Consider the following 23,812-nt stretch of genomic DNA (forward strand, 5'->3'; position numbering starts at 1 on the left):
GTCCGGACACGGTTGTGGCTTTGCCGATCACGATGGGGACAACCTGGAACGCCTGCGGAGCGAAGCATCATTCGCCGTGCCGTGCGGGGCCAGCCCTCTCGGCGTTCCTCGGGCCGTTCGTGCCATGGTCGACGAAGGACAGCTGGTAAGGCGGGCCACAAGGCTGTCCGTCAATGCCGGTCGCGAGTGGACGAAGAGTCGACTCATTGTCGGCCGGTCCCAGGCAGGTTGAGCGCCGGTTCGTTCGAAGCCATCCGGCAGTGATCGGGTCACGCCGTCGTGCCGGGGTCGATGGGACGGTTGCGCGATGCCGTTCCGGACGGGGTCTGACTCTTGAGATATGTGACCGAAGTGTCCAGTCACGGACGTGTCGACTGTCGTTGCGGGATGGTTTCTGCTGTCACCGAGCCACGGGGCGTGTCCCTATAGGGGCCTTGCCGACTTCCAGGCGCCATCACGGTTCAGACCGCCCGAGCGGGCCGGTGCCACTCACCCAGTACGTCACACGCGGGAGGCGGACCACCGTGACGACCAGACAGCGCAGCACATACTCCAGTACTGGGCGTGGACACGCACGGTGAAGTGCACGTCGCCGCCGTGGTGTCCCCGCTGGGCAAGATCCTGGGCACCGAGTCCTTTCCGGCGACGGTGGCCGGCTACCGGCGGCTGCTCATGTGGGCCCGCAAGCGGGGGACGGTCCGCCGGGCCGGTGTAGAGGGCACCGGCACTTTCGGCGCGGGCCTGTCCCGCTACCTGCTGGCCCAGCAGGTCGAGGTGTACGAAGTGAACCGCCCCGACCGCTCGGCCCGCCGGCTGCTGGGGAAGTCGGATCCGCTCGACGCGCAGGCCGCCGCACGGGCCGTGCTCAGTGGCCGCGCCCGGGCCCGGGCCAAGTCCGGCGACGGTCCGGTGCACAGCGCCCGGATGCTCAAGCTCGCAAAGGACTCCGCGGTCAAGGCCCGCACCCAGGCGATCAACCAGCTCAAAGCCGTTCTGGTCATCGCCGATCCCGCCCTTCGGGAACGACTGTCCAGCCTGGGCAACCGCGAGCTGTTCCGCACCTGCGCACGCCTCGGCCTACCCGGCGGTGGCGGAGACGAGGACGCGGTGACCCAGGCCACCAACCTGACGTTGCGCATGCTCGCCGAGCGCATTGAGCAGCTCACCGGGCAGATCGATGAGCTGAACCAGCGACTGACCCGGCTCGTCGAACGCCACGCCCCACAGCTGCTCGTACCGGTGGGCATCGGCCCGGACAGCGCCGTCACCCTGCTGATCACCATGGGAGACAACCCCGAGCGGCTGAGCACCGAGGCCTCCTTTGCTGCCCTTTGCGGGGTCAGCCCCGTCGAGTATTCGTCGGGCCGGCGGCGCACGCGACGGCTCAACTACGGCGGCGACCGGCAGGCGAACGCGGCCCTGCACCGCATCGTGTTCACCCGGCTGCGCCACGACCCGCGCACCCAGGCGTACTACGAACGCCGCACCCAGGAGGGCAAGACCCGACGCGAGATCATCCGATGCCTCAAGCGATATGCCGCCCGAGAGGTCTTCAACCTGGTCGGGACGGTATCCAGCGTCCCCCTGTCATAGGGGCGTCAGTGATACGGCGAGGCCCCGCCCAAGTCCGTCCTGACGGGCCTTTGGCCAGGCCGTGAGACGACGAAGTGCATCGGAGCGCTCCGGTGCGGCTTCGTCTGAGATCGGCTGCGCCGGCGCGCACGATGCGGTTGGCGCTTCATGCGGTCCGTGTTCTTGTGTGGGTACTCCAGTCCATCGCCGGCGGCCACGTCACGAGGGCGGAGGCTGCAGAAGAATGGGTGTCTCCCGTGCTGTGATCGACGGCATCGTGGGGGGCCGGAGCTACCGTCACCTTCCCCGGCCTACGCCCCTGCCGCTACCACGACCGCGCACCTACCGCGGCAGCGCAGAAACACCAGAGCGCAGAGCCTTACGGGAGGCACAATCCTGGACATCAGTGGAAGGACATCTGTACGACGTGAAGTCCGGCTGCGCGAAGGCGGACGGCGCGCGCCCTCAGCGCAGACCGTCCCACAGGGTCCGAAGACCGTGGCGCGGGTCGCGACCGGTGGCCGCCGTCGCCGCGAAGCGGCGGACGGTCCGCTGCGGAGCAGCGTAGGCGGGCCAGCCGGGATCGCCGGCGGTCGCGAAGGAGACCCAGGCGGCGTGCATGCTGTCGGCGATCTCCTGGGGCGGGTGGTCGCCGAGCAGGGGCGCGAAGGCCGGGTCGGCCAGGTTGTCGAAGACGAAGGGGACGTCCAGCGCGTGGCACGCGCCCAGCGCGCCGTCGAAGGCGGGGGAGGGCCAGGCGAACTCGTAGACGAAGGCGCGAGCACCATGGCGTGCCTGGGCCTCGGCCAGGCGCAGCGCGGGCAGGCGGTAGAACCAGTCGGTGGCGATGTCCGCGAACACCTCGCCGGGGCTCGCTCCGGGAACGGCTGCGCGGTAGGCGGCGACGCCGCTGCCGGGCGGCAGGCCGTACCCGGCGGCGGCGCGTTCCACGAGCTCGTCGGTCACCAGAGCGCCCAAGCCGGAGGGCACGGTGAACAGGCGGAACTCGTCACTGGTGCAGCCCACCAGGACGTCGACACCCGCAGCCGCGCCCGCGGCGATCGCGTCCATCGGTGCGTGGGGGAGGGTGTCGCTGTCGACCACCGGTTCGAAGGGCATCAGGTTGAGTGCGGCCTCACCCCACAGTGCCGGGTCGGGGCGGGCGGCGATCTCGCCGCGCAGCCGGAGCTGCGCGGCCAGCAGTCGGTCGAGGGGCACGGCGGCGAGGGCGGGCCGGGTCGGCGGTACTTCGAGGATCGCCGCGAGGCGGGCGGCGACCAGGGTGGCGCTCTCGGAGGAGAGCGCGTGATGGGCCGCTCCGCTCTGCAGCGCCGCGCGGTGGAAGAGGCCCTTGGCCGCGGGCATGGCCAGGAGGACGCCGATGCTCATGGCGCCGGCCGACTGGCCGAACACGGTGACGCGGTCGGGGTCCCCGCCGAAGGAGGCGATGTTGTCGCGGACCCATTCGAGCGCCGCGATCTGGTCCAGCAGACCCAGGTTGGCCCGTGCGGGGTCGCCGGGACCGAGGTGCAGGAAACCCTCCACGCCCAGACGGTAGTTGAGGGTGACCAGGACGACGCCGTCGCGGGCGAACGCGGTGCCGTCGTAGCCGGTGAGCGAACCGCAGCCGTTGCTGAAGGCCCCGCCGTGGAGCCAGACCAGGACCGGCAGCCGTCCGGCCGGTTCCGGGGTCCACACGTTGAGGTTGAGGAAGTCGTCGCCCGGGACGAATGTCTCGGGGAGCAGGCGGTCCATCGGTGGCGGGTAGGGTGCCTGAGGCGCGGTGGGGCCGTACGCGCCGGCGTCACGGATCCCGTCCCACGCGGCCGGCGGCCGCGGGGGCGCGAAGCGCAGCGGCCCGGTGGGAGCGGCCGCGTAGGGGATGTTCCTGAAGCCGGCGATCCCGGCGGGGCCGGTGACACCGCGGACCAGGCCGTGGCGGGTCGCGAGGACCGGTCGCATGGGCACTCCTTCGCGCAGAGGGGGTACGGGGAGCCGGTCTGCTCAGTGTCCGGCGCTGACGATGCGCAGGGCGAACTGCGCGTACTGTTCGGCGACCTGTTCTCGGGTGCGCTGGAGGGCGGGGCCGAACCACTGCGCGACCTGCACCCCGAGGCCGCCGATCGCGGTGACCGCCAGAAGCGGGTCGTCGAGCTCGAACTCGCCGGTCTTGATGCCGCGGTCGAGGACGCCGGCGAGCAGGCGGCGGCATTCCTCGCGCAACCGGAGCGAGGGCGCGGCCAGTTCGGGTGACAGGGCGTGCAGTTCGCTGTTGGTGACCACCGCCAGCAGTGGATAGTCGGTGTGGAGCAGCACATGAGCACGGACCAGGGCGGCCAGCTGCCGGGCGGCGCTGTCGTCACGGGTGCCGTCGGCCGCTTCCGTCAGCCGGGTCCGCATCTCCTCGTGGCCGATGCGCACCAGCTCGGCCAGCACGTGCCCCTTGGACGGGTAGTGCGCGTACAGGGTGGCGGAGTTGATGCCGACCATGCCCGCGATCTGCCGGATCGAGGCGCCGGCGAAGCCGGACTCGGCGAACAGCTCCAGACCCGCCTCGAGGATCTTGCCCCGGGTGCCCGGCGGTGTGACGCCCTCAGGGAGAACCGCCTCCATCGCGACGACCCGGCGGGGCTCCCAGTCGGGAAGTTCCACGGCTGCTCCTGGAGACTCGGCGAAATTTCCAACCAATCGATTGGTTGACACCGTAACCCAGAAGCCGGATGGTGTCTCGCAACCTTCCTGAAACAACCAATCGATTGGTTGGAAACCTGGTCGTGCTGTCCGCTCCGGCAGCCGGCCGCGATCCCTGGGGAGCCCGCCCGTGAGCCGTCCCGTCACCCGCCCTGCCGAGCCGGCGAAGCTCGCAACCCTGCTGACCGCGAGCGCGGAACGCGTCCCCGCACGGATCGCTGTGCGCCTGGGCACGGAAACCCTCAGCTGCGCCGAACTGTCGGACGGTTCGGCACGGACGGCAGCCGTGCTGCGGGACCACAATCTGTACGAGCACCCCGCGGTCGCCGAAGCGGCCGTGGTCGGCGTCCCGCACCCCACCCTCGGGGAAGAGATCGCCGCCGTGGTCACCCTCCGCAGCGGCGCCGTCAGCACCCCCGACGAGCTGCGCGACTTCGTCCGCGCCCGCGTCGCCCCGTACAAGTACCCGCGTCTCGTCCGCATCGCCGACCTGCCCAAGGGGCCGACCGGCAAGATCCTCAAACGCGCGATCACGGTGTCGGCGGACCCTGCCGACGAGCCCGGCTGATCCGGACGGCCTGCGCGGTGCCCGCGCTCACCGGCTCACCCGTGTCCGCGTCCCCCGCTCCTGTGCTCGGCCGGGCCCCGCCCAGCCGGCCGGCACCGGGCGTTCCAGGACGGACGGCACAGCCCTTCCCGTCCTGCCGCCGCCGTGCCCCGTACGAGACCGTCCGCACGGGCGGTCCTCCCTCCTCACACAACGGAGTGTGCTCCATGAGATTCCGCTCCCTGCGCAGGGCGGCCCAGGCCCTCGCCGCCTTCGGCGCCGCATTCGCCCTCGCGGCGGCCGGCCCCGCCGTGTCGGCCCGAGCGGCCACGCCGACCCTTCCGGATCTGAACATCACCGGCACCTACGTCACCGGCGTCTCCTCCGGCGGCTTCATGGCGACCCAGCTCCAGGTCGCCTACTCCGGCACCTTCGACGGCGCCGGCGTCTTCGCCGCCGGGCCGTACGACTGCGGTCAGGGGCACGTGATCAAGTTCGTCACCTGCGACCTCGGCCTGGGCGTCGACGACCTGGAGCGGCAGGCCGAGGACTGGGCCTCCGAGGGCCGCATCGACCCGGTCGCGAACCTGCGGGACAAGCCGGTCTACACGTACCACGGCTACCTCGACCCGGTGGTCAACCCGCTCGTCTCCCGGGCCGGCGTCGACTTCTACCGGCACTTCGGCGCCGACGTCACCTACCACGACTCGGACCCGGCCGGACACTCGTGGCCCACCCCCGACGGCGTCGTCCCCTGCGCCCTCACCCTGCCGCCGTTCCTGAACAACTGTCACAACGACCCTCAGCGCGAGATGCTCACCACCTGGCTCGGCGGGGTCAATCCACGCAACACCGGGACCCCCGAGGGCACCCTCACGCACTTCGACCAGAACGCCTACGCCCCCGGCGGCTCGGCCCGTGCCCTGTCGATGGACTCCACCGGGCAGCTCTACGTGCCGCCGACCTGTGCGAACGGCGCCCCCTGCAAACTGGTGGTGGCCCTGCACGGCTGCCTGTCCGCCCAGCAGCTCCTCGGTACGGCCTTCGCGGAGAAGGGGAACCTCGACACCTACGCCGACACCAACAACCTGGTCGTCCTCTACCCGCAGGCCGTCTCCAGCGTCTGGCCGGTCAACCCGCAGGGCTGCTGGGACTGGTTCGGCTACACCGGATCCGACTACGCCGTACAGAGCGCACCGCAGATGACCGCCATCGTCAACATGGTCCACGCCCTGGGCGCCTGAGCTCCACCACCGGCAGTACCCGCAGCGCGCACCGAGCGCTGCGGGTACCGCACGTCCCAGGGAGCGGGAGGTACGGCGGCCCGCTCAGGGGCGTGCCGTGACCAGTGTGTCCACCAAGGCGCGGGCGGACTCCGTGGCTCCTCATACGTCGAGTTCAGCGCGGTCGCTCCCCGATCCGCTCGGCAGCCTTTTCGGCGATCATGACCGTGGGTGCGTTCGTGTTTCCACTGATGACAGTCGGCATGACTGAGGCGTCGACGACACGGAGTCGCTCGACTCCGTGGACCTCCAGATCCGAATTGACGACGGAGTTGTCTCCCGTTCCCATGGCACAGGTTCCCACCGGGTGATACGCCGTGGCACTCCATCTGCGGACGTGCGCTTCAAGAGCCGCGTCGTCCAGACGGTCGAGGTCGTCACCGGCGGGCAGGTACGACCGCCCCAGGTAGTCGGCGAACGGCGCGCAGTGGGCGATACCCATGACCGCTCTGAGTCCCGCGACCATGACCGACGCATCCGCGGGCACGTCGAAGTACCGGGGATCGATCAGCGGAGGGGTCTGCGGATCAGGCGACGCCAGACGGACGGTGCCGCGAGTCCGCGGGTGCAGGGGGACGGAGTTCATCGTGAACACCGGCCGGTCAGGTCTTTCCTGACCGCTGAGAATGAGTGCCGTGGCCCCTCCCACCAACTGGACGTCAGGACGGCTGCTGCGGCCGTCCGTGACGTTGAGGAACGCGCCTACCTCTCCGTAATTCGAGGCGAAGGGCCCGTCGCCGTGCGCGCGCCACCGGTCGAGGTTGTCCGGGGTGAGCAAATCCCGCACGACATCGGTGGAGTTCCGGGTCTCCCACACGACAGGAGTCATCAAATGGTCCTGGAGGTTACGCCCGACCCCGGGCAGGGGGACTCGGACGTCTATCCCCACATCGTGCAGCTCGTCGGGATCGCCTATGCCCGACAGAAGCAGCAGCTGGGGCGAGTTGATGGATCCGCCGCAGAGCAGTATCTCCCTGGCGGCGTGAGCCGTGCGTTCCTGTCCGTTCCGGACGTAGGTGACGCCGGCTGCGCGTGATCCGTCGAGCGTGATCTTTGTGGCCAGGGCGCTGGTGCGTACCACCAGATTGGATCGGCCAAGGGCCGGGCGCAGATAGGCGTCGGCCGTGGACCATCGCCGCCCGTGATGGCATGTCACCTGATACAGGCCGGCACCGACAGGGGACGCACCCGCGAAGTCGTCGTTGCGGTCCAACCCCCACTTCACGGCGGCATCCAGCCAAGATTGTGAGAGTTCGTGGGTGTAGACGCGGTCCTCGACGTGCAGGGGACCGTTCGAACCGTGGTAGGGCTCGCCGAGGCGGTGGTTCGACTCGGACTGCATGAAATAGGGCAGGACGTCGTCGTAGCCCCAGCCTTTGGCTCCGTGCTCGTCACGCCAGCTGTCGTAGTCGTGCCGGTTGCCACGGGTGTAGATCATGACGTTGGTGGATGATGAGCCGCCCAGTGTCTTGCCCCGGGGCCAGGAGAAGGTGCGTCCCGGCTGGGGCTGCTCGAGCGTCCGGTAGCTCCAGTCGCTATGCGATCCGAAGAGCATTCCGAGTGCGGCTGGGATGTGGATGAGCTCGTCGGTGTCAGGGCCGCCCGCTTCGAGGAGCAGCACCCGAACGCGGTCGTCGCGACTCAGGCGGTCCGCGAGCACACAACCGGCGCTGCCGGCGCCCACGATGACGTAGTCGAATCCTTCGGTTCCGGTGGAAGTCATGCTGGTTCCCTCGCCCGGCGAGCGGCCGTCGCCCGGACTCGCCCGAGTGGGGCGACCGGCGCCGGCTGTCGCATCAGGGGTCGTAGATCGACTGGAGTTGCTGGTATGCGTGAAGCCCCTCGGGCCCCAGTTCGGTGCCGAGGCCGCTGGCCTTCCTGCCTCCGTAGGGGGAGGTCAGGTCGGGCAGATAGCCGTTGAGCCCGACGGTGCCGGTCCGCAGACGGCGGGCCACCTGGGCACCGTGGTCCAGGTCCGTGGTCCAGACGGTGCCGGCGAGGCCGTAGGCCGACTCGTTCGCCAGGCGCACCGCATCGTCTTCGCCGTCGTAGGGCGTGATCGTGAGGACCGGGCCGAAGATTTCCTCCTGCGCGATGGTCGACGAGTTCTCGACGTCGGCGAATACGGTGGGTTCGACGAACCAGCCCCGATCGAGGCCGGGTGGCCGGCCCCCTCCGGTGGTGAGCCGAGCCCCTTCGTTGAGGCCGGTCTTGATGTAACCCAGGACTCGTTCGCGCTGGCGCCGGCTGACGAGCGGGCCGATCTGGGTGTCGGGGTCGAGCGCGTCACCGACGACGGCGTCACGGGCCATCGCCGTACAGAATCCGACCACTTCCCGATACCTGCTGCGTGGGGCCAGGATCCTGGTACTGGCGTAGCAGGTCTGACCGTTGTTCAGCAGACTGGCCATGAAGAACTGCTCTGCGGTCGCGGTGAGGTCGGCGTCGTCGAGGACGACGGCCGCGGACTTGCCTCCCAGCTCCAGGGTCACCGGTCGCAGCAATTCGGCGCAGGCGGCGGCCACTTGACGCCCCGCACTGGTGGACCCGGTGAACGACACCTTGTCGATGCCAGGATGGGAGACAAGATACGCGCCGGTGTCGCGGCCGCCCGGAACGATGTTGATCACGCCGTCGGGGATCCCCGCTTCCTCGACGGCCTCCGCCAGCAGCACCGAGTCGAGGACCGTCTCCGGAGCCGGCTTGAGGACGAGCGCGCAACCGGCCGCCAGAGCCGGGGCCATCTTGAAGAAGGCGATGGTCTGAGGGAAGTTCCAGGTCATGATGGCGGCTACGACGCCGGCGGGTTCCCGGCGGACCAGGGTGGTGCCGCGGGGCAGTCCGGTGCGCAGTTCCTCGGACGTCATGCTGCCGGCCAGACCCGCGTAGTAGCGCAGCAGGGCTGACGGCACCACACCTTCGAAGGACCGGGCGACAGTGATCGGCATGCCGTTCTGCGCGCTGACGGCGGCGGACGTCGCCTCCTTCCTGGCACCGAGCGCATCCGCGAGACGGATCATGGCGGCCGCGCGATGTTCAGGGCCCCAGGAGGACCAGCCGGCCGGTGCGTCGAATGCGGCACGAGCGGCTCCGACCGCTCGGTCGATGTCGTCCTGGGAACCGTCCGGCACGGTACCGAGATGATCGCCGGTACTCGCGGATGCGACGTCGATGACACGGTCGCTGGACGTGTGCACCCAGCGTCCGCCGATGAACAGATGGTTGGGATCCATGGTGAACTCTCTCCACGGCATGCCACGGGACCACGACACTCCGTGGTGTTCGATGGGTGGATGACCAGCGGGCACGAGGGTGCTCAGCGCGGTACGCGGGCCGCTGATGGTCATGGTTTCCTGCGCGGCGGCCCGGCGCGTCGAATCTGCGGGTGGGCCACGTCTGCGACGCCCCTTGCGCCTGGTGCCGGCCTTGGGGGAGCGCTTTCATGATTCACAACTGAATAAATTCGACGTTACACCCATCTGGGGTAATCTGTCACCAGATGGAAAGAATATTAGCGAAATGGCCATAGACATGGCCGTCGCCCGATGGGGGAAGTCAGGCAGCCGGCTCAAGACCTCCCACGAGGCCCCTGAGCATCGTGGCGGCAGGCCGGGCCCCGGTGCATGACATCGCCCCATCAGCAGTACGCCTCAAGGAGGTGGCACATCGTGAGGACATATGGCGGAGTCACGGCGGAAGAGCGCGCTTCGCTCCGCCGTCGGCGCCTCATGAAAAGCGGCCTGGAACTCTTCTCCAGCCGCGGATATGCCCACACCTCCATCCGTGCGGTACTCCGCCACGCCGGACTGAAGGACAGGTACTTCGCGGAGAGCTTCACATCCCTCGACGATCTCATGGCGGCGCTCATGAGAGACATCTACGAGGAACAGATCACCCGGTGCGCCGGCGCGATCGCCACGGACCAGCCGCTGCGCGACCGGGCTCGGAACGTGATCGACGCCATCGTCGCGCTCTCTGTGGAAGAACCGAGAAAAGGGCGCGTCAAACTCACGGAATCCCTGGGAGCCGGTCCTCTCACAGCACACGAACGGCGGCTGGGGCTGCAGCGCATGAGCGACCTCGTGGAATCCCTCCTGACGGAAGGGCTTCACGATCCTCGGATGGACCCCACCACCCTGTCCGTGGCCCTCGTGGGCGCCGTCAGCGAGATGCTGCTGAGCTGGTTCAACGGAGAGCTGGGCATCTCAAGGGAGGAACTGGTGGATCAGGGCCTCCTCCTCTTCGAGGCCATCACCGGGCACGCCTCGGAAACATCATGAGAATGACAGAGCAGCCGGCGTCAGCAGCTCCCAGCGACCATCCGGAGCCGCCTTCCTGCCGACGGTGACTCAGGCGTTCACGGACAGGCCCCCGAGCATCGGCGTGCCGGCACGAGCGGGGTTGCTCGTCAGCCAAGCAGCGATCGAGGCCGTGAGGCCAGGATCGCCTCGGCCTCGTCACCGATCGTCCGGACCACTTCTGCGGCGGGACGGACGGCATTGACGAAGATCGCCGACTGGCCATAGAGAATCGCGCTCGTGTCAGGGTTGGGCGGGCCCTCCACGGGACTGACATTCTTGGGAGGCGCGAATTCCTCCTTGCGGTCCCGCAGAGCCGCCTCGCGCTCTGACCACTCATCGGTGAACCGATTGCGGCGAACTCGTTCACCGATGGTCTCCGGCCACGGCAGCCCCGACACGATGTCGTAGCTCCGTGTCCATACGGTGTCACTGCCGTCACTCTCCACGATCAGGCGCTTGTGGGCATCGTGTACCTCGACCGCTTCGGGCGTGGCGAGAAACGCCGTGCCCAGCCATGCGCCGTCCGCCCCGGCGGTGAGGACGGCCGCCAGTGTTCGGCCATCGCCAATTCCTCCTGCGGCCAGCACCGGAACATCGGGGTAACGCCTCACGATCCCGGCCAGGAACGGCAGAAGGCCCATCCTCCCGGTATGGCCACCGGCCTCCGTGCCCTGCGCCACGAGGACATCGGCACCGGCGGCGACGGCCGCCTGCGCGTCCTCGTAGTTCTGTACTTGGCACATCACCCGCGCTCCAACGGCCTTGGCACGAGCAAGCCACGGCTGCGGGTCCGCGAACGACAGCGCGATGACCTCTGGTCGCTCTTCCAGAGCGGCCTCGAAATGCGGTTCGGTGAAGGGGAGGAACGGCGTGATGAAGCCGACTCCGAAAGGAAGGTGGGTCGTAGCGCGGATGGTTGCGATCTCCGCATGGATCCAGTCCGGCCCTTTCCAGGGATGCGTACCCCCGAAGGAGCCGAGCCCGCCGGCCGCAGAGACAGCGGCGGCGAGTGTTCCGCCGCTGTGCAGTGCCATCGGGGCCGCCATCACCGGGTAGGTGATACCGAACATTTCGGTGAATCTCGTATGCAACATGGGCCGACGCTAGCGAACACAGTGCGCCCGGCCTACCAGCAGCGCGCCGATTCGCTTGCGCCAAGCTACTCGATTGCGGAAGCGGAACCACGGAGCGCCCGACCCGGCCGGATTTCTAGGTGATGTCGGCCGAGGATCGTGGACGGTGCGCCGGCCAAGGCAGGAGTCGGCGCAAGTGGCGGATCCTGTATGTCGCGCGGACGCCCGAGTCTTGTTGGAGGGGGCTCGGGCCCGTGTGCGCGCATGCTGATGTTGTGTGGCCGATCACGGCGCACCGGGCAGCTTTTGCGACAGTTTGACATTGAAGGGCTGTCCTGTTCTCTGGGCCTGTTCTTGAGGCGGTGGGGGTCAGGTGAGGGCGGTCAGCGCCGCGGGGCCGTGCTGGAAGAGAGTGCGCCGTTCACCGAGGCCGAGAAGGCTGCCATCGGCTCCGGCAACTGGGAACGGCTGACCGGCCACGTGACCACGGCTCGGGGCGGCCGGCGGTAGCCATGAGGGCGGGCGGTGGCGCATCGACGTCCCGCTGATCCAGGCCGTTCCGCCGATCCGCGGCAGGAGCGGCCAACCGCTGTGTCATCCCCGACGCCTCTACGCCGACCGCGGCTACGACCATGACGTGTACGGTGACCGGGTCCGGCGGTTGGAAATCACCCCGGTCATCGCTCGACGCGGCACCGGGCACGGCTCCGGTCTCGGAATCCACCGCTGGGTCGTGGAGGCCACGCTCGCGTTGCTGCACTGGTTCCGGCGCCCGCGCATCCGCTGTGAGATCCGCGACGGCATCCGCCAAGCCTTCGTCACCGTGGGCTGCGCCATCATGCTGGCGTCGGCTGAAGGCCTCACTGTGATCCCGGTCCTTGGGGCGGGGCGTCGCTGTCGCTGTCGAAGTCGGGTACGGGTGAGGCGGCCCACGGCGGTTCGTACTACGCCTGGCTGGACGGTTGCGGCTCCTCGCACACCGACACGCTGTCCCAGTCGGTGACGATCCCGGCCGGCTGCAAGGCCACGCTCACCTTCTACCTGCACATCGACACCGCGGAGACCACCAGCAGCACCGCGTACGACGAGCTGACGGTGACCGCGGGTTCGAAGACGCTGGCGACCTACTCGAACCTCAACCACAACTCCGGGTACGCGCAGAAGACCTTCGACCTGTCGTCCCTCGCGGGCTCGACGGTCACCCTGAAGTTCAACGGCGTGGAGGACTCCTCGCTGCAGACCGGCTTCGTCGTGGACGACACCGCCCTGACGACCAGCTGATCCCCGGTACGGCCACGGGCCCCGCACACGGAAGCCGTCCGCGTGCGGGACCCGCCGTACCCACCTGGTCGTCGCACAGCGCCACAAGCCGGTGCCACCGCCCGCCGTTCAGAGCGGTGGAAGGCGTGTTCGAAACCGGGTACAGATTCGGACTGCGTCGCTGGCGCGCCCGTTGTGAGCCCCTGGCGTGCCGGGTCACCAACTGCTGTTGGTCACGCCAGGGAGCTCGCCCGCGTGAGCCATCTCGCGTACGCGGATACGGGACAGGCCGAAGGTGCGCAGGTAGCCGCGGGGGCGTCCGTCCACGGAGTCGCGGTTGCGCAGGCGGGTGGCGCTGGCGTCGCGAGGCTGTCGGCGCAGTTCCCGCTGGGCGGCGGCGCGGTCCTCGTCGGAGCTTCCGGGAAACGCGATGATCGCCTTCAACGCGGCGCGGCGCGCGGCGTAGCGGGCCACGACGATGCGTCGCTGTTCATTCTTCGCGATCTTGCTCTTCTTCGCCATCAGACCTTGCCTCCCTGGGCGCGGATGCGGGCCACCGCGGCCTCGATGCCGATCGTGTCGACCGTCTTGATGCCCTTGGCGGAGAGGGTGAGCCGGACGTGGCGGCCTTCGCTCGGCAGCCAGTAGCGCTTGCGCTGGATGTTGGGGTCGAAGCGGCGCTTGCTGCGCCGGTGCGAGTGGGAGATGTGGTGCCCGAAGCCGGGCTGACGACCGGTGAGTTGGCAGTGGGCGGACATGGCTGTTCCTCCTTGGGGTGGATGCAGCAGCACACTAGCGCCAGATGAAAATGAAAACCAATCTCTGTATGATGCTGTCCATGGCCCGTAACGAACTGCGCCCGATCATCAAGCTGAGGTCCACCGCCGGTACCGGCTACACCTACGTGACCCGCAAGAACCGCCGTAACAACCCCGACCGGCTGACGCTGCGCAAGTACGACCCGGTCGCCGGCCGCCACGTCGACTTCCGTGAGGAGCGCTGAGCACCGTGAAGCCCGGAATCCACCCCGAGTACCGCCCTGTCGTCTTCCGTGACCGCGCCGCCGACTACGCCTTCCTCACCCGGTCGACCGCCACCAGCGACAAGACCGTCGTGTGGGAGGACGGCCACACCTACCCGGTCATCGACGTCGAGATCTCCTCGGCGAGCCACCCCTTCTACACCGGCACCCAGCGGGTCCTGGACACCGCGGGCCGGGTCGAGCGCTTCGAGCGGCGCTACGGACGCGGACGGGGCGAGCAGTGAGCGGGGGTCAGGCGCGGCTGCCGGTGGCGGTCGTCGGCGGGTTGCACGCCGACGCCCGCCGGGCCGCCGTAGAGCAGATCCTGCGTACGGTCCCCGGCTCGGTCGCGCTGCACCACGACCTGACGTCCGCCGTCGACAGCGCGGTGCACCGCACGGTGCGCGACGCCGGCGGACTGCTGGGCAGTGGTGACGCACCCCTGGTGAACGGCTGCGCCTGCTGCGCGCTGCGCGAGGATCTCGTCCCCGAACTGCTGCGGCTCGCCGAGGAGGGCAGGTACCGGCTGGCCGTCGTGGAACTGTGGGACTCCGTCGAGCCCCAGGCCATGGCCGCGGTCATCGCCGCCGCGGGCGCACCGCTGGCCCTGACCGGTGTCGCCACCGCGGTCGACCCGGCGCTCGTCCTGCCGTACCTGTCCAACGGCGACGACCTGGCCGGCGTCGGCCTCGCCGCCGCGCCGACCGACCAGCGCACCGTCGCGGACACCTTCGCCCGGCAGCTGGAGTACCCCACGGTGATCGCCCTCGGCGACGACGATTCGGGCGGCGAGGTCGCCGACGACACCGACCACGCGCTGCTCGCCCAGCTCACACCAGGCGCACGAAGCGTACGGGTGGACAGTGCCGGTGCCCTGGGAGCAGCGCTGTTGGCTGGCTTCGACGTGGCGGCGGCCGCCGCCCGCGTGCATCCTGCGTGCGCGCTGCTGCCGCAGTCGTGTGACGAGCACGGCGTGAGCACCTTCGTCTGGCGGCGCGAACGACCCTTCCACCCGCAGCGCCTGTACGCGGCGCTTGAGGACCTCACCTGCGCCGCCGCGCGCAGTCGTGGGCGGTTCTGGCTGGCGGACCGCCCCGACACCCTGCTGTCCTGGGACGCCGCCGGCGGCGCGCTGTGCGTGGAGTCGGCCGGCCCCTGGCTGGCCGCACTGCCCGACGCCGCCTGGGAGATGGTGCCTGCCGAGCGCCGCCTCGCCGCCTCCGTGGCCTGGCACCCGGAACACGGCGACCGCTGCCAGTACCTCACCTTCACCTCGCCCGGCCTGGACCGCGACGGCCTGTCGGCCCTGCTCGACTCGTGTCTGCTCACCGACGACGAATACGCGGCGGGCAGGGCCCGCTGGACGCAACTCCCGCATGCCTTTGATGACTTGCTCGACCCCGTGACCTGAATGAGAGGACCGATCTCACCATGACCCGACGCACCGGCATCCGGCGTCAGACTGCAAAGCGTCAGCGCACCAACCCGCTGGACGCCGCCGGAATCACCTACGTCGACTACAAGGACACCGATCTGCTGCGGAAGTTCATCTCGGACCGCGGAAAGATCCGCAGCCGTCGGGTGACCCATGTTTCACGTCAGCAGCAGCGGCAGATCGCGCAGGCCGTCAAGAACGCACGAGAGATGGCGCTCCTTCCCTACAGCTCCCGATAGGGCGAAGGGCGATGGGCGCCGCACCTTCTGTTACGCCCTGTACCGGTAGCGGATCCGGCCGCGGGTGAGGTCGTAGGGGCTGAGTTCCACGAGCACCCGGTCGTACGGGAGGATCTTGATGCGGTACTTCCGGATCTTCCCGCTGATGTGGGCGAGCACCGTGTGCCCGTTCTGGAGTTCCACCTTGAAGGTGGCGTTGCGCAGGCACTCGATGACGGTGCCTTCGGCCTCTACGCCCCCTGTTGCCTTTGTCATGGTCTCTCACTTCTCCCGTTCTGTGACGGCGAATTCAGTAGGAAGCGGTCGCTCGGTGCGATGCGGCGGAGCGTCAGCGGCGGACGAGCTCCAGGGCGCTGGCCGCGCGCCGGGCGCCGTTGCGCTCGAACAGGGCGGTGGCCGCCGTGTTGGACTCGTCCACCTCGGCCCATGTCGAAGCGGTCCCGGAGTGGTGCAGCGAACCCAGCGCGTGGGCCAGCAGCGCCCGGGCGATGCCGCGGCGGTGCCGATCGGCCCGGGCGGCGATCAGCCCGATCCGTGGCTGCCGGGTCAGGGGCGCCACCCGGATCAGTCCCACGTACTGGTCCAAGTGCCGCGCCACCGCGTACTTCGACGGGTCGAGCACAATGGCCCCCGCCGGGCGGGGCAGTACCTCGGCCGGCATCGTCCGCCATCCGACGGCCGCCTCGACCTCGTCGCGGATGAGACCGTCCAGGGCGCGCAGCGGGCCCTCCTCCGCCTCACCGGCGGGTACGATCGTCACGCCCGACGGGGGCCGCACCGAGCCGAGCCCGGTGATCTGCGGGTCGGTGGCACGAGATAGCCCCACTCGCGGCGCGCGGTGGTGAAGCCGGCCCGCTCCGAGGCGGATCTCGAGTCGTGGTCGGCCTCGTCGACGACGGTGTACAGCGGTGTCGGCAGGTCCGCGAGCATCGCGTCGGCGATGCGGTCGAAGACGGCGCCGTGCCAGGCGTCGATGCTGATGAAGAGCCGCCCGTCGGGTCGGCGCGAAGCGACGCCGCGGCCGGCCGTCAGGTCGTCCTCCACAGCGTGCCACTGCGTGTCCGAGACCCGCGTGACCACAACCGGATGGTTGTCCGTGCCCGGAGTGGAATGCACAAAGTCCATAGGTGTTGCCTCTCAGGAGCGCCTTGTCCGAGGCGCTCCTGAGAGGCAACACCTACGTCAATCGCCCACCGTGACTCCGGAGCTCTTGGTGTCCATGCCGGGCCGGGCGGCGCCGTGGCTGCGTTCGCCGCCCGGCCCGGGGTCCTCAGGGGCCCGCCACGAGCTCGGGACGCTCGTGCTCGCAGGTGTCGTCGATGCCGTAGGTGTCCCAGGTGGGGAACGGGTCCGTGGGCGGCAGGCTCTCCTCGTCGGCCATGAGGCAGTCGGTCAGTGCCGCGTGCAGTGCGTCCGCGTGCAGGTGTGTGCCGATGAAGACCAGTTCCTGGCACTCGGGGCTGGTGGCGTCGCGTGCGGCGGAGGGCTCGAAGCGTGCGACGGAGCCGGCCTGTGACCACAGGCCCGTCACGTGCGGGCGGCTGGCGAGGGCGAAGAAGCCCTTGGAACGCAGGATCTGTCCGTACGCGCCGCTGTCGAGTTCCTCGGTCACGAACGTCCACAACCGGCCGGGATGGAACGGCAGTTCGGAGCGGAAGACGGTGGAGGAGATCCCGTACTCCTCCGTTTCGGGGACGTGGTCGCCGTTGAGTTCCCGAACCCAGCCGGGGGCCTGTTGGGCGCGTTCCAGGTCGAACAGGCTGGTGCCCAGTACGTCGCTCACCTTCACGTGGCCGTGGACGGCCGGGACGACACGTGCGGCCGGGTTGAGGCGGGTGAGTGTCGCCCGCAGCCGGTCGGCCGACTCCTTGTCCACGAGGTCGAGCTTGTTCAGGACGATGACGTCGGCGAACTCGATTTGGTCCATCAGCAGGTCAAGACAGTGCGTTCGTCGTCCTCGTACTGGTCCAGGCCACGCTCGACGAGTTCGTCGCCGCTTGCCAGTTCGGGCAGGAAGTTCGCGGCGTCGACGACCGTGACCATGGTGTCCAGGCGGGCGAGGTCGCCGAGAGTGGCGCCGTCGTCGCGGGCGAAGGCGAAGGTCGCGGCGACCGGCATGGGTTCGGAGATGCCGGACGACTCGATGAGCAGGTAGTCGGAGCGGCCCTCGCGGGCCAGCCGGTCGACCTCCTGAAGCAGGTCGTCGCGCAGGGTGCAGCAGATGCAGCCGTTGGTCATCTCGACCAGGCGTTCCTCTGTACGCGACAGGGCCGCCTCGCCGCCCCGCACCAGGGCGGCGTCGATGTTGACCTCGCTCATGTCGTTGACGATGACCGCGACGCGCAGTCCCTCGCGGTTGCCGAGGACATGGTTGAGGAGGGTGGTCTTGCCCGCGCCGAGGAAACCGGACAGGACGGTGACGGGCAGTCGGCCGGAGAGGTCGGGCGGCATCAATGCTCAGCCCTCGGGACGCAGGAGGCCGCGCTGGTACGCCTTCACCAGCCGCTGGGGTACCAGGTATGACACTCCGTCGACGGTGATGGGCGCGAGCGCCGGCGTGGTCGCCTTCCACTGTGCGCGGCGGTGGCGGGTGTTGCTGCGGGACATCTTCCGCTTGGGAACGGCCATGGGGGTCCTCCTGGTTGGGATGGCGAGTACAGGCTACCTGAAAATGAACACCATTACGAAGTAGCGGTCTGGTCGTCACCGTCCCCGACGGCCGTCGCACGCGCTACGAACTCGCCGACGAACGTCTCGGCCACGCGCTCGACGACCTGCGCACCGCCGTGGTCGCCGTCGAGGGCGACCGGACGTGTGTCGATGCCGACGAAAAGGGGTGCTGCTGACTGTGAGCGCAGAGATATCCGTGTCCCTCGGCCCCGACCCGGCGAGGCGCGGCGCGCTTGCCAGGCGGATACGGCGGCTGGTTGCCGCGACCATCACCTGGCAACGCCGTCGAGGTGGCGGTCGCCCTCACGGCCGGGACCCTGGCTTCGTCCGCCGCGCTGATCGGCTTCGGCCTCGACTCCGTCATCGAGGTCTCCTCGGCCGCCACCGTCGCCTGCCAGTTCTCCGCCCGCGAGCACGCGGTGCGCGAGGCCCGGGAGAAGACCGCGTTGCGGATCATCGCGCTGTCGTTCTTCGCGCTCGCCGCCTACGGGGAAACGCTGGTATTCCACCGACAGCACCCATCAAGGCCAGACCCTCACGCCACGCCAGCACCTGCGACTTCGGCCTCGCCGCAGCCCCTGTCGGCTACCGTTGACTCACCACATGAGCCGAGCGTGAACCCCTGAACCGTCTTGTAATGCGCGGCGATTTTGGTGGACGTCCTGTGCCGTAAGGGGGCCTGCCTGGCACAGTACCGCCGTCGGCTCCGCGCGCCGCATGAAATGCCGGTCCCGGGCCATCATTACCTGTTCATGCTCACTGCTCTCATCGCCGCAGCGATTCCATCGTCCGTGTGCGCTACCCGCTGGACGAGTGGGTTCCCTTCCTCGACTTCGTCCAGGCAGAGCCCGCCCGCCTTCCGCAGTGGCGTCGTCAGCCGGCGTCGGCGATGTGGATGCTCCAGCGTTCCTCGACCTTGGCCAGGCGCCAGTAGGCGATGGCTGCGGCCCAGACGAGCACGAACAGGCCGACGATGATGTAGCCGACGTTGTCGAGGTTCAGGCCCGCGATCCAGCCGGTGACGTCGTCGTTCAGGTCGAGCTTGTCGTGCAGGACGCCGACCAGTTCGATGGTGCCGACGAAGAAGGCGACGGCGATGGACAGGCCGGTGATGGTGAGGTTGTAGAACACCTTGCGGACGGGGTTGGAGAACGCCCACTGGTAGGCGAAGTTCATGAAGGTGCCGTCGAGGGTGTCGAAGAGACTCATGCCGGCGGCGAAGAGGAGGGGCAGGCACAGGACCGCGTACCAGGGGAGGCCGGCGGCGGCGCCGTTGCCGGCCAGGGCGAGGAGCAGAACCTCGGTCGAGGTGTCGAAACCGATGCCGAAGACGAAGCCGAGGGGGAACATCTGGCCGGGGTGGCACGCCTTCGGGCATGGTCATACGGTCACGCTCCAGCACCTCGTGGATCAGCTTCGTGCTGCCGTGGCCGGTCTCCTGGCTGACGGGTCATCGCGCCCGCCCCTGCCTTCCCGGCCGCGAGGCCAGTGGCATTGCATGGGGCGGGAGCTCCCCGATCACAGTGGCGAGGGCCGCTCCGGACTGAGTCCCTGAGGGACTGTCACCGGTCTTCCCGAACACCACGGCCCGCTCACCCTAGAAGGCCGGAGGTCGAGGCTGCAAGGCTGCATAATTGTGCAGGTATTGAGGCGGGATTTCGCGGACTGCGATGATGGGACCATGCATCTCGTCCCCGCGGAACGCGCCGGGCAGCGCACCATCGACGGCCATCGGGTCTGCGACGCCATCGCCGCCGTCGGCGAGCCCGAGCGCGTACGGGCCTGGGCCGACCGCTTCTCTCTGCTCTCGGATCCCGGGCGCCTGTCCCTGCTGCTCGCCCTTCACGAGGCCGGTCCCATCGCCGTCTCCGACCTCGCCGTCGTCACCGGCATGAGGGACACCGCCGTGTCCCAGGCCCTGCGCCTGCTGCGAACCGCAGGCATCGTCCACGGCGAGAAGGACGGCCGAATCGTGCGCTACCGGCTCGTCGAGGGCCCGATGGCCGCGCTGCTCGAACACTGCGCGTCCCGAGAAGCATGACGAGAGCGGGGAGAAGCATGACGAGACCCGCGGCCGCAGGCGATCGCGGCAGGCGTCGTGCAACGCCCCGCGCAGGTGCGGCCGATCGGTTCAGACGTGTGCGTGCCCGGGACGCCGGCGTGTGACCCAGCCGAGGACGATGTCCACCGCGAGGAAGCCGGCGAGCGGGATCCCGAGCAGCGGGACGCAATAGCCGACGACGGCGACCACCGCGACGCAGGCCACCAGCACGTACACCGGCACCTGCCGCCAGGCGCCGCGGGGAATCGGGCGCCCGAAGGCGGAGTCGCGGCCGCGCTGCCACCACATGCGGTAGCCCCAGAGAATGAGGAGGATCAGGGCCAGGGCGAGGCCGGCCAGCGCGATCCGGTTCACGAGGCCGAACAGGGTACCGGTGTGGGCGTCGATGCCCCACCGGGTCAGTTTGGCCAGCACCGGGTAGTCGGAGAAGCGCAGGACGTCGGTGACCTTGCCGGTGGCCGGGTCGACGGCGATCGAGTCCTGCTTCTCCGGCCAGCTGCGCTGGATCTGCCGTACCACATAGGCGGAGGAGGAGTCCGCGGGCGGCACGATTTCGACCGGGTCGGACAGGCCCTCGGCGCGGGCCGTCTTCAGGACGGCGTCGAGACCCACGTCGGACCGTGCGCCGGAGCGCGAGCCCATGTCCATGCCGTTCATGTCCATGCCCGCCATGGAGCCGTGTCCCTCGTGCGCGCTGCTCACCGTCGCGGCGACGGACGGCGTGGACTGGCCGAGGGCCTCGCGGAGGTCGCCGATGTTCGCTCCGGCGTACGTCGACCAGGTCAGGCCGGTCGCCGACAGGAAGAACAGGCCGCCGGCCGCCCACACGCCCACCGTGCCGTGCAGGGTCAGGGAGCGCCGCCGCCCCGTGGCGCCGCGCACCTTGCGGCGGGCGCGGCGCCGGCCGAACCACAGCACCAGCCCCCCACCCGTGATCACCCAAAGCCAGCTCGCGGCGAACTCGCTGTACAGGCGGCCGGTATCGCCCAGGTGCAGGTCGCGGTGCAGCTCGTCGATCCAGGTGCGCAGCGGCAGGGCGCCGGTGGAGCCGTACTGCTCCATCGCGCCGCGCACCTTGCCGGTGTAGGGGTCCACGAACACGGCGAGCGTGTGGTCGGCGGCTGTGCCCTTCACCCCGGACAGCGGTACGCGTGTGGTCGCATCAGGCTGCGGTGACGGCCGCACGGCGGAGATGGTGCCCTCGGGGTGGGCCTTGCTGGCGGCGGCCACCTGCTGGGAGATCGGCAGCTCGTGGTCGCCGACCGGGACGGTCAGTTCGTGGGCGTACACGATCTCCTCGGCCTGGAACGAGCCCGCGTACAGCAGTCCGGTGACCGCCGCGACGAGCAGGAACGGCGCGACGAACACGCCCGCGTAGAAGTGCAGGCGCAGCACCAGCGGGCGTAGCGCGCGCAGGGCCGGGGGAGCCGCCGCAGAAGCGGGGCCCAGGGCCGGCTCACCGGCATCGCCGGCGGTGCGGGGTGGGGCGGTGGTGGGCGGTTGGACGGACATGGCGGCTGCTCCTGGGGCGTACGGGTGTCACGTCAGCTGTCGGCTGATCGGAACGGTGAGTTCCGTGGTGTTGGTGTGATGTGGAACCCCGGGTCGGTCGCGAGGGTCGGGCGGCCCGGCGTCGCGCAGCGACGGGAGCAGGGAGTCGCCCGTGCGGGCCGCCTTCGCGTTGCCTGCGGCGGTCGGTCAGGCGATGCCGTCCAGCTTGCCTGCCTTGGCGTCGGCGACGATCGAGGAGAACTGGTCGGCGCTCATCTGGACCTGCTGACCGAAGTCGTCGGTCAGGACGATGCGGCGGTCGGTGGGGGCGGCCGGGTCGACGAACAGCTGGGGACAGCCGCAGTCGCACTCGCCGCAGAACGTGGCGACGGGTTCAAGCCCGCTCGTGTCGGTCATGCTGATCCACCTCCGTGGCATGGGGTTTGCGGCACTCCGGTGTCCGGACGGAACTGATGGAACGGACGCACCGGTGGGTGGCCGCTGGGGACTGCCCCGGGGATACCCGGCGCGGATGCGGAGGATGCGCGACCCCGTCGTGTGCAGGGGGCGCGGAGGCGGCGGGTGTGCGCCCGTGCTCCTTGGAGCGCTACCGGTGCTTCGATTTCGCCAAGGTGGCTGGGAACTGAACGGCACCCCCGTCCGACTTGTAAGGAGGAGGCAGGTCGACCAGGTATGAGTCCGTGGGCGGTGATGCGTGTGCCTGGGCCGGGGGAGAGATCCTTTGGGCGCGTGGCAGCATCATGTGCCGTGAGTGTGTCCCTGGCTGTGCGGAGCGTGCGCGCGGCGGTGTTCGCCGTGCTGTGCGTGCTGCTCGCTGCCGGAGGGCATGCCATGGCCACCGGCATGGCGCCGCCGGTGTGGGTGCAGGCCGCTGGGTTCGTGCCGGTCTTCGCGGTCGGCTGTCTGCTGGGTGGCCGTGAGCGGTCGCTGGCCGCCATCGGCACGGGGACTCTGGCCGCCCAGGGCGGGTTGCACATGGTCTTCCACGCCGCCGAGCCCCATCACGCCGCGATGGTCATGCACGGCATGCGGATGGTCCAAGCACCCCATGCACTGACACCGCACGCCACCGCCGCGCATGCCGGGGCGGCCCTGCTGCTGACCTGGTGGCTGCGGCGCGGTGAGGTGGCACTGTGGTCACTGCTGCGGTGGGCGGTCGCGTTCGTGCCGGGGCTTGCCGCCTGGTGGCAGGTGGCCGGCGGTGCGTGGAGCGCACCGGCCGGTCCAGGGCTGGTGCGTCGGGCCGCCGGTGAGCCGTGGGCGTTGCGGCAGGTGCGGCTGAGGTACGCCGTTCACCGACGAGGGCCGCCGCCCGGGATGTCGTACGCGCTGTCGTACGCGATCTGAACCCGACATCCCTTCTTCCGTACGGAGATCCCTCATCTCATGTCCAGGACCCGCACCATCCTGCGCCGCGCCGGCGCCGTCACGGCCCTGACCGCCGCCGGACTTCTCGCTGCCGCGGGCGTGGCCTCGGCGCACGTCACCGTCCACCCCGACAGCTATGCCAAGGGCGCCACCGACGGCGTGCTGACCTTCCGTGTCCCGAACGAGGAGGACACGGCCTCCACCACCAAGGTCCAGGTCTTCCTGCCTACCGACCACCCCGTGCTCGGCGTGCTGGTCCACCCGCAGGACGGCTGGACCGCCCAGGTCACCAACACCAAGCTCAAGACGCCCGTCAAGACCGACGACGGCACCATCACCGACGCCGCCTCCGAGATCACCTTCAGCGGCGGAAAGATCGCGCCGGGTCAGTACGAGGACTTCAACGTGGCCTTCGGGCAGCTGCCCGATGACACCGACCAGCTGACCTTCAAGACCTTGCAGACGTACTCCGACGGCAAGATCGTCCGCTGGATCGAGGAGGCACAGGGCGGCCAGGAGCCGGAGAACCCGGCGCCCGTGCTCAAGCTCACCGCCAAGGGCGCGGACGAGAGCGGCAGCACCTCGACCGCCTCGCCGGCGAACTCGAAGAGCTCCGCGATCGCCAAGTCGACCGCTTCGAGCAGCGACTCGACCGCCCGGGGCCTCGGCGTCGGCGGGCTGGTCGTGGGCGTGCTGGGCCTGACAGCGGCTGTGTTCGCCGTCCTGCGCGGCCGCTCCACGGGATCCCGGGCCGAATAGCGCAGGTGCCCTGCCGACA

21 protein-coding genes, 7 pseudogenes and 1 riboswitch are annotated in these 23,812 nt (G+C 69.5%); of the genes and pseudogenes, 14 read left to right on the forward strand and 14 right to left on the reverse strand.

Annotation, left to right across the window (positions count from 1 at the left end):
* Positions 1–558: 558 nt before the first annotated feature.
* Positions 559–1,593, forward strand: coding sequence for an IS110 family RNA-guided transposase (locus LMU33_RS04405; RefSeq protein WP_228617640.1), 1,035 nt, complete (start codon positions 559–561; stop codon positions 1,591–1,593).
* Positions 1,594–2,037: 444 nt separating this feature from the next.
* Here LMU33_RS04405 and LMU33_RS04410 read toward each other — a convergent pair whose 3' ends face one another.
* A complete protein-coding gene (locus LMU33_RS04410) occupies positions 2,038–3,534 on the reverse strand; it encodes a carboxylesterase/lipase family protein (protein ID WP_228617507.1) in 1,497 nt (498 codons plus the stop codon).
* A 42-nt stretch (positions 3,535–3,576) separates the two neighbouring features.
* Positions 3,577–4,224: a TetR/AcrR family transcriptional regulator gene (locus tag LMU33_RS04415; RefSeq protein WP_228617509.1), complete on the reverse strand. Its 648-nt coding sequence runs from the start codon at positions 4,222–4,224 to the stop codon at positions 3,577–3,579.
* Between the two features lie 343 nt (positions 4,225–4,567).
* Between LMU33_RS04415 and LMU33_RS04420 the strand changes: the two are divergent.
* Together LMU33_RS04420 and LMU33_RS04425 are read left to right on the forward strand one after the other, a co-directional pair.
* Positions 4,568–4,831 (forward strand): annotated as a pseudogene (locus LMU33_RS04420) (AMP-binding enzyme); the annotation flags it as partial.
* Positions 4,832–5,037: 206 nt separating this feature from the next.
* Positions 5,038–6,054, forward strand: coding sequence for an extracellular catalytic domain type 2 short-chain-length polyhydroxyalkanoate depolymerase (locus LMU33_RS04425; protein WP_228617511.1), 1,017 nt, complete (start codon positions 5,038–5,040; stop codon positions 6,052–6,054).
* 154 nt (positions 6,055–6,208) lie between these two features.
* Here LMU33_RS04425 and LMU33_RS04430 read toward each other — a convergent pair whose 3' ends face one another.
* On the reverse strand, positions 6,209–7,816 hold the full coding sequence (locus LMU33_RS04430) for a GMC family oxidoreductase (RefSeq protein ID WP_228617513.1): 1,608 nt from the start codon (positions 7,814–7,816) through the stop codon (positions 6,209–6,211).
* Positions 7,817–7,889: 73 nt separating this feature from the next.
* The gene (locus tag LMU33_RS04435) at positions 7,890–9,326 is read right to left on the reverse strand and encodes an aldehyde dehydrogenase (protein ID WP_228617515.1); all 1,437 of its coding nucleotides are present in this window, start codon (positions 9,324–9,326) and stop codon (positions 7,890–7,892) included.
* 435 nt (positions 9,327–9,761) lie between these two features.
* Between LMU33_RS04435 and LMU33_RS04440 the strand changes: the two genes are divergently transcribed.
* Complete coding sequence (locus LMU33_RS04440) at positions 9,762–10,373, forward strand: TetR/AcrR family transcriptional regulator (protein ID WP_228617516.1); 612 nt, start codon at positions 9,762–9,764, stop codon at positions 10,371–10,373.
* A gap of 128 nt (positions 10,374–10,501) precedes the next feature.
* Here the strand turns inward: LMU33_RS04440 and LMU33_RS04445 are convergent, their stop codons facing one another.
* On the reverse strand, positions 10,502–11,488 hold the full coding sequence (locus tag LMU33_RS04445) for an NAD(P)H-dependent flavin oxidoreductase (RefSeq protein WP_228617518.1): 987 nt from the start codon (positions 11,486–11,488) through the stop codon (positions 10,502–10,504).
* An 894-nt stretch (positions 11,489–12,382) separates the two neighbouring features.
* On the opposite strand from LMU33_RS04445, the pseudogene LMU33_RS04450 reads away from it, so the two are divergent.
* Positions 12,383–12,748, forward strand: a pseudogene (locus LMU33_RS04450) (hypothetical protein); the annotation flags it as partial.
* Between the two features lie 195 nt (positions 12,749–12,943).
* Here the strand turns inward: LMU33_RS04450 and rpsN are convergent.
* Positions 12,944–13,249, reverse strand: coding sequence for a 30S ribosomal protein S14 (gene rpsN / locus LMU33_RS04455; RefSeq protein ID WP_228617520.1), 306 nt, complete (start codon positions 13,247–13,249; stop codon positions 12,944–12,946).
* On the reverse strand, positions 13,249–13,485 hold the full coding sequence (gene rpmB, locus LMU33_RS04460) for a 50S ribosomal protein L28 (RefSeq protein WP_228617521.1): 237 nt from the start codon (positions 13,483–13,485) through the stop codon (positions 13,249–13,251). The genes rpsN and rpmB overlap by 1 nt, the downstream gene beginning before the upstream one ends.
* 80 nt (positions 13,486–13,565) lie before the next feature.
* Here rpmB and rpmG point away from each other — a divergent pair, with 80 nt between their 5' ends.
* From rpmG to rpsR, 4 genes are read left to right on the forward strand one after another with little or no spacing between them, the layout of a single operon-like run.
* Positions 13,566–13,730 (forward strand): 50S ribosomal protein L33, encoded by a 165-nt coding sequence (rpmG, locus tag LMU33_RS04465; RefSeq protein WP_014150502.1) that lies wholly within the window; start codon positions 13,566–13,568, stop codon positions 13,728–13,730.
* 5 nt (positions 13,731–13,735) lie between these two features.
* Positions 13,736–13,993 carry a type B 50S ribosomal protein L31 gene (locus LMU33_RS04470; RefSeq protein WP_228617523.1) on the forward strand — a complete coding sequence of 86 codons (258 nt, stop codon included), beginning with the start codon at positions 13,736–13,738 and terminating at the stop codon, positions 13,991–13,993.
* Positions 13,990–15,159, forward strand: a complete 1,170-nt coding sequence (locus tag LMU33_RS04475) for a CobW family GTP-binding protein (RefSeq protein ID WP_228617524.1) — start codon at positions 13,990–13,992, stop codon at positions 15,157–15,159. Before LMU33_RS04470 ends, LMU33_RS04475 begins: the two co-directional genes overlap by 4 nt.
* A gap of 20 nt (positions 15,160–15,179) precedes the next feature.
* Positions 15,180–15,422: a 30S ribosomal protein S18 gene (gene rpsR, locus LMU33_RS04480; protein ID WP_228617526.1), complete on the forward strand. Its 243-nt coding sequence runs from the start codon at positions 15,180–15,182 to the stop codon at positions 15,420–15,422.
* Between the two features lie 30 nt (positions 15,423–15,452).
* Here the strand turns inward: rpsR and infA are convergent, their stop codons facing one another.
* The 4 genes and pseudogenes from infA to rpmF form a co-directional block, all read right to left on the reverse strand.
* A complete protein-coding gene (infA, locus tag LMU33_RS04485; protein WP_228617527.1) occupies positions 15,453–15,677 on the reverse strand; it encodes a translation initiation factor IF-1 in 225 nt (74 codons plus the stop codon).
* A gap of 73 nt (positions 15,678–15,750) precedes the next feature.
* Positions 15,751–16,547, reverse strand: a pseudogene (locus LMU33_RS04490) (GNAT family N-acetyltransferase).
* 145 nt (positions 16,548–16,692) lie between these two features.
* Positions 16,693–17,873, reverse strand: a pseudogene (locus LMU33_RS04495) (GTP-binding protein).
* A 6-nt stretch (positions 17,874–17,879) separates the two neighbouring features.
* The gene (rpmF, locus tag LMU33_RS04500) at positions 17,880–18,050 is read right to left on the reverse strand and encodes a 50S ribosomal protein L32 (RefSeq protein ID WP_069782271.1); all 171 of its coding nucleotides are present in this window, start codon (positions 18,048–18,050) and stop codon (positions 17,880–17,882) included.
* A gap of 53 nt (positions 18,051–18,103) precedes the next feature.
* On the opposite strand from rpmF, the pseudogene LMU33_RS04505 reads away from it, so the two are divergent.
* A pseudogene (locus LMU33_RS04505) lies at positions 18,104–18,268 on the forward strand (transcriptional regulator); the annotation flags it as partial.
* 2 nt (positions 18,269–18,270) lie between these two features.
* Positions 18,271–18,580, forward strand: a pseudogene (locus tag LMU33_RS04510) (cation transporter); the annotation flags it as partial.
* Positions 18,581–18,965: 385 nt separating this feature from the next.
* Here LMU33_RS04510 and LMU33_RS04515 read toward each other — a convergent pair.
* Positions 18,966–19,451 (reverse strand): annotated as a pseudogene (locus LMU33_RS04515) (HoxN/HupN/NixA family nickel/cobalt transporter); the annotation flags it as partial.
* Between the two features lie 52 nt (positions 19,452–19,503).
* Positions 19,504–19,694: riboswitch (cobalamin riboswitch) on the reverse strand.
* A 79-nt stretch (positions 19,695–19,773) separates the two neighbouring features.
* On the opposite strand from LMU33_RS04515, the gene LMU33_RS04520 reads away from it, so the two are divergent.
* Positions 19,774–20,133 (forward strand): ArsR/SmtB family transcription factor, encoded by a 360-nt coding sequence (locus LMU33_RS04520; protein ID WP_228617529.1) that lies wholly within the window; start codon positions 19,774–19,776, stop codon positions 20,131–20,133.
* 90 nt (positions 20,134–20,223) lie between these two features.
* On the opposite strand, the gene LMU33_RS04525 is transcribed toward LMU33_RS04520, so the two are convergent.
* Complete coding sequence (locus tag LMU33_RS04525; RefSeq protein ID WP_228617531.1) at positions 20,224–21,666, reverse strand: PepSY-associated TM helix domain-containing protein; 1,443 nt, start codon at positions 21,664–21,666, stop codon at positions 20,224–20,226.
* Between the two features lie 186 nt (positions 21,667–21,852).
* A complete protein-coding gene (locus tag LMU33_RS04530) occupies positions 21,853–22,062 on the reverse strand; it encodes a hypothetical protein (protein ID WP_228617533.1) in 210 nt (69 codons plus the stop codon).
* A 351-nt stretch (positions 22,063–22,413) separates the two neighbouring features.
* Here LMU33_RS04530 and LMU33_RS04535 point away from each other — a divergent pair, with 351 nt between their 5' ends.
* Positions 22,414–23,013, forward strand: a complete 600-nt coding sequence (locus LMU33_RS04535) for a hypothetical protein (RefSeq protein WP_228617534.1) — start codon at positions 22,414–22,416, stop codon at positions 23,011–23,013.
* A gap of 39 nt (positions 23,014–23,052) precedes the next feature.
* Positions 23,053–23,793: a YcnI family copper-binding membrane protein gene (locus tag LMU33_RS04540; protein WP_228617536.1), complete on the forward strand. Its 741-nt coding sequence runs from the start codon at positions 23,053–23,055 to the stop codon at positions 23,791–23,793.
* Positions 23,794–23,812 lie beyond the last annotated feature (19 nt).

The sequence above is a fragment of the Streptomyces barringtoniae genome (assembly GCF_020819595.1).
Taxonomy (GTDB): domain Bacteria; phylum Actinomycetota; class Actinomycetes; order Streptomycetales; family Streptomycetaceae; genus Streptomyces; species Streptomyces barringtoniae.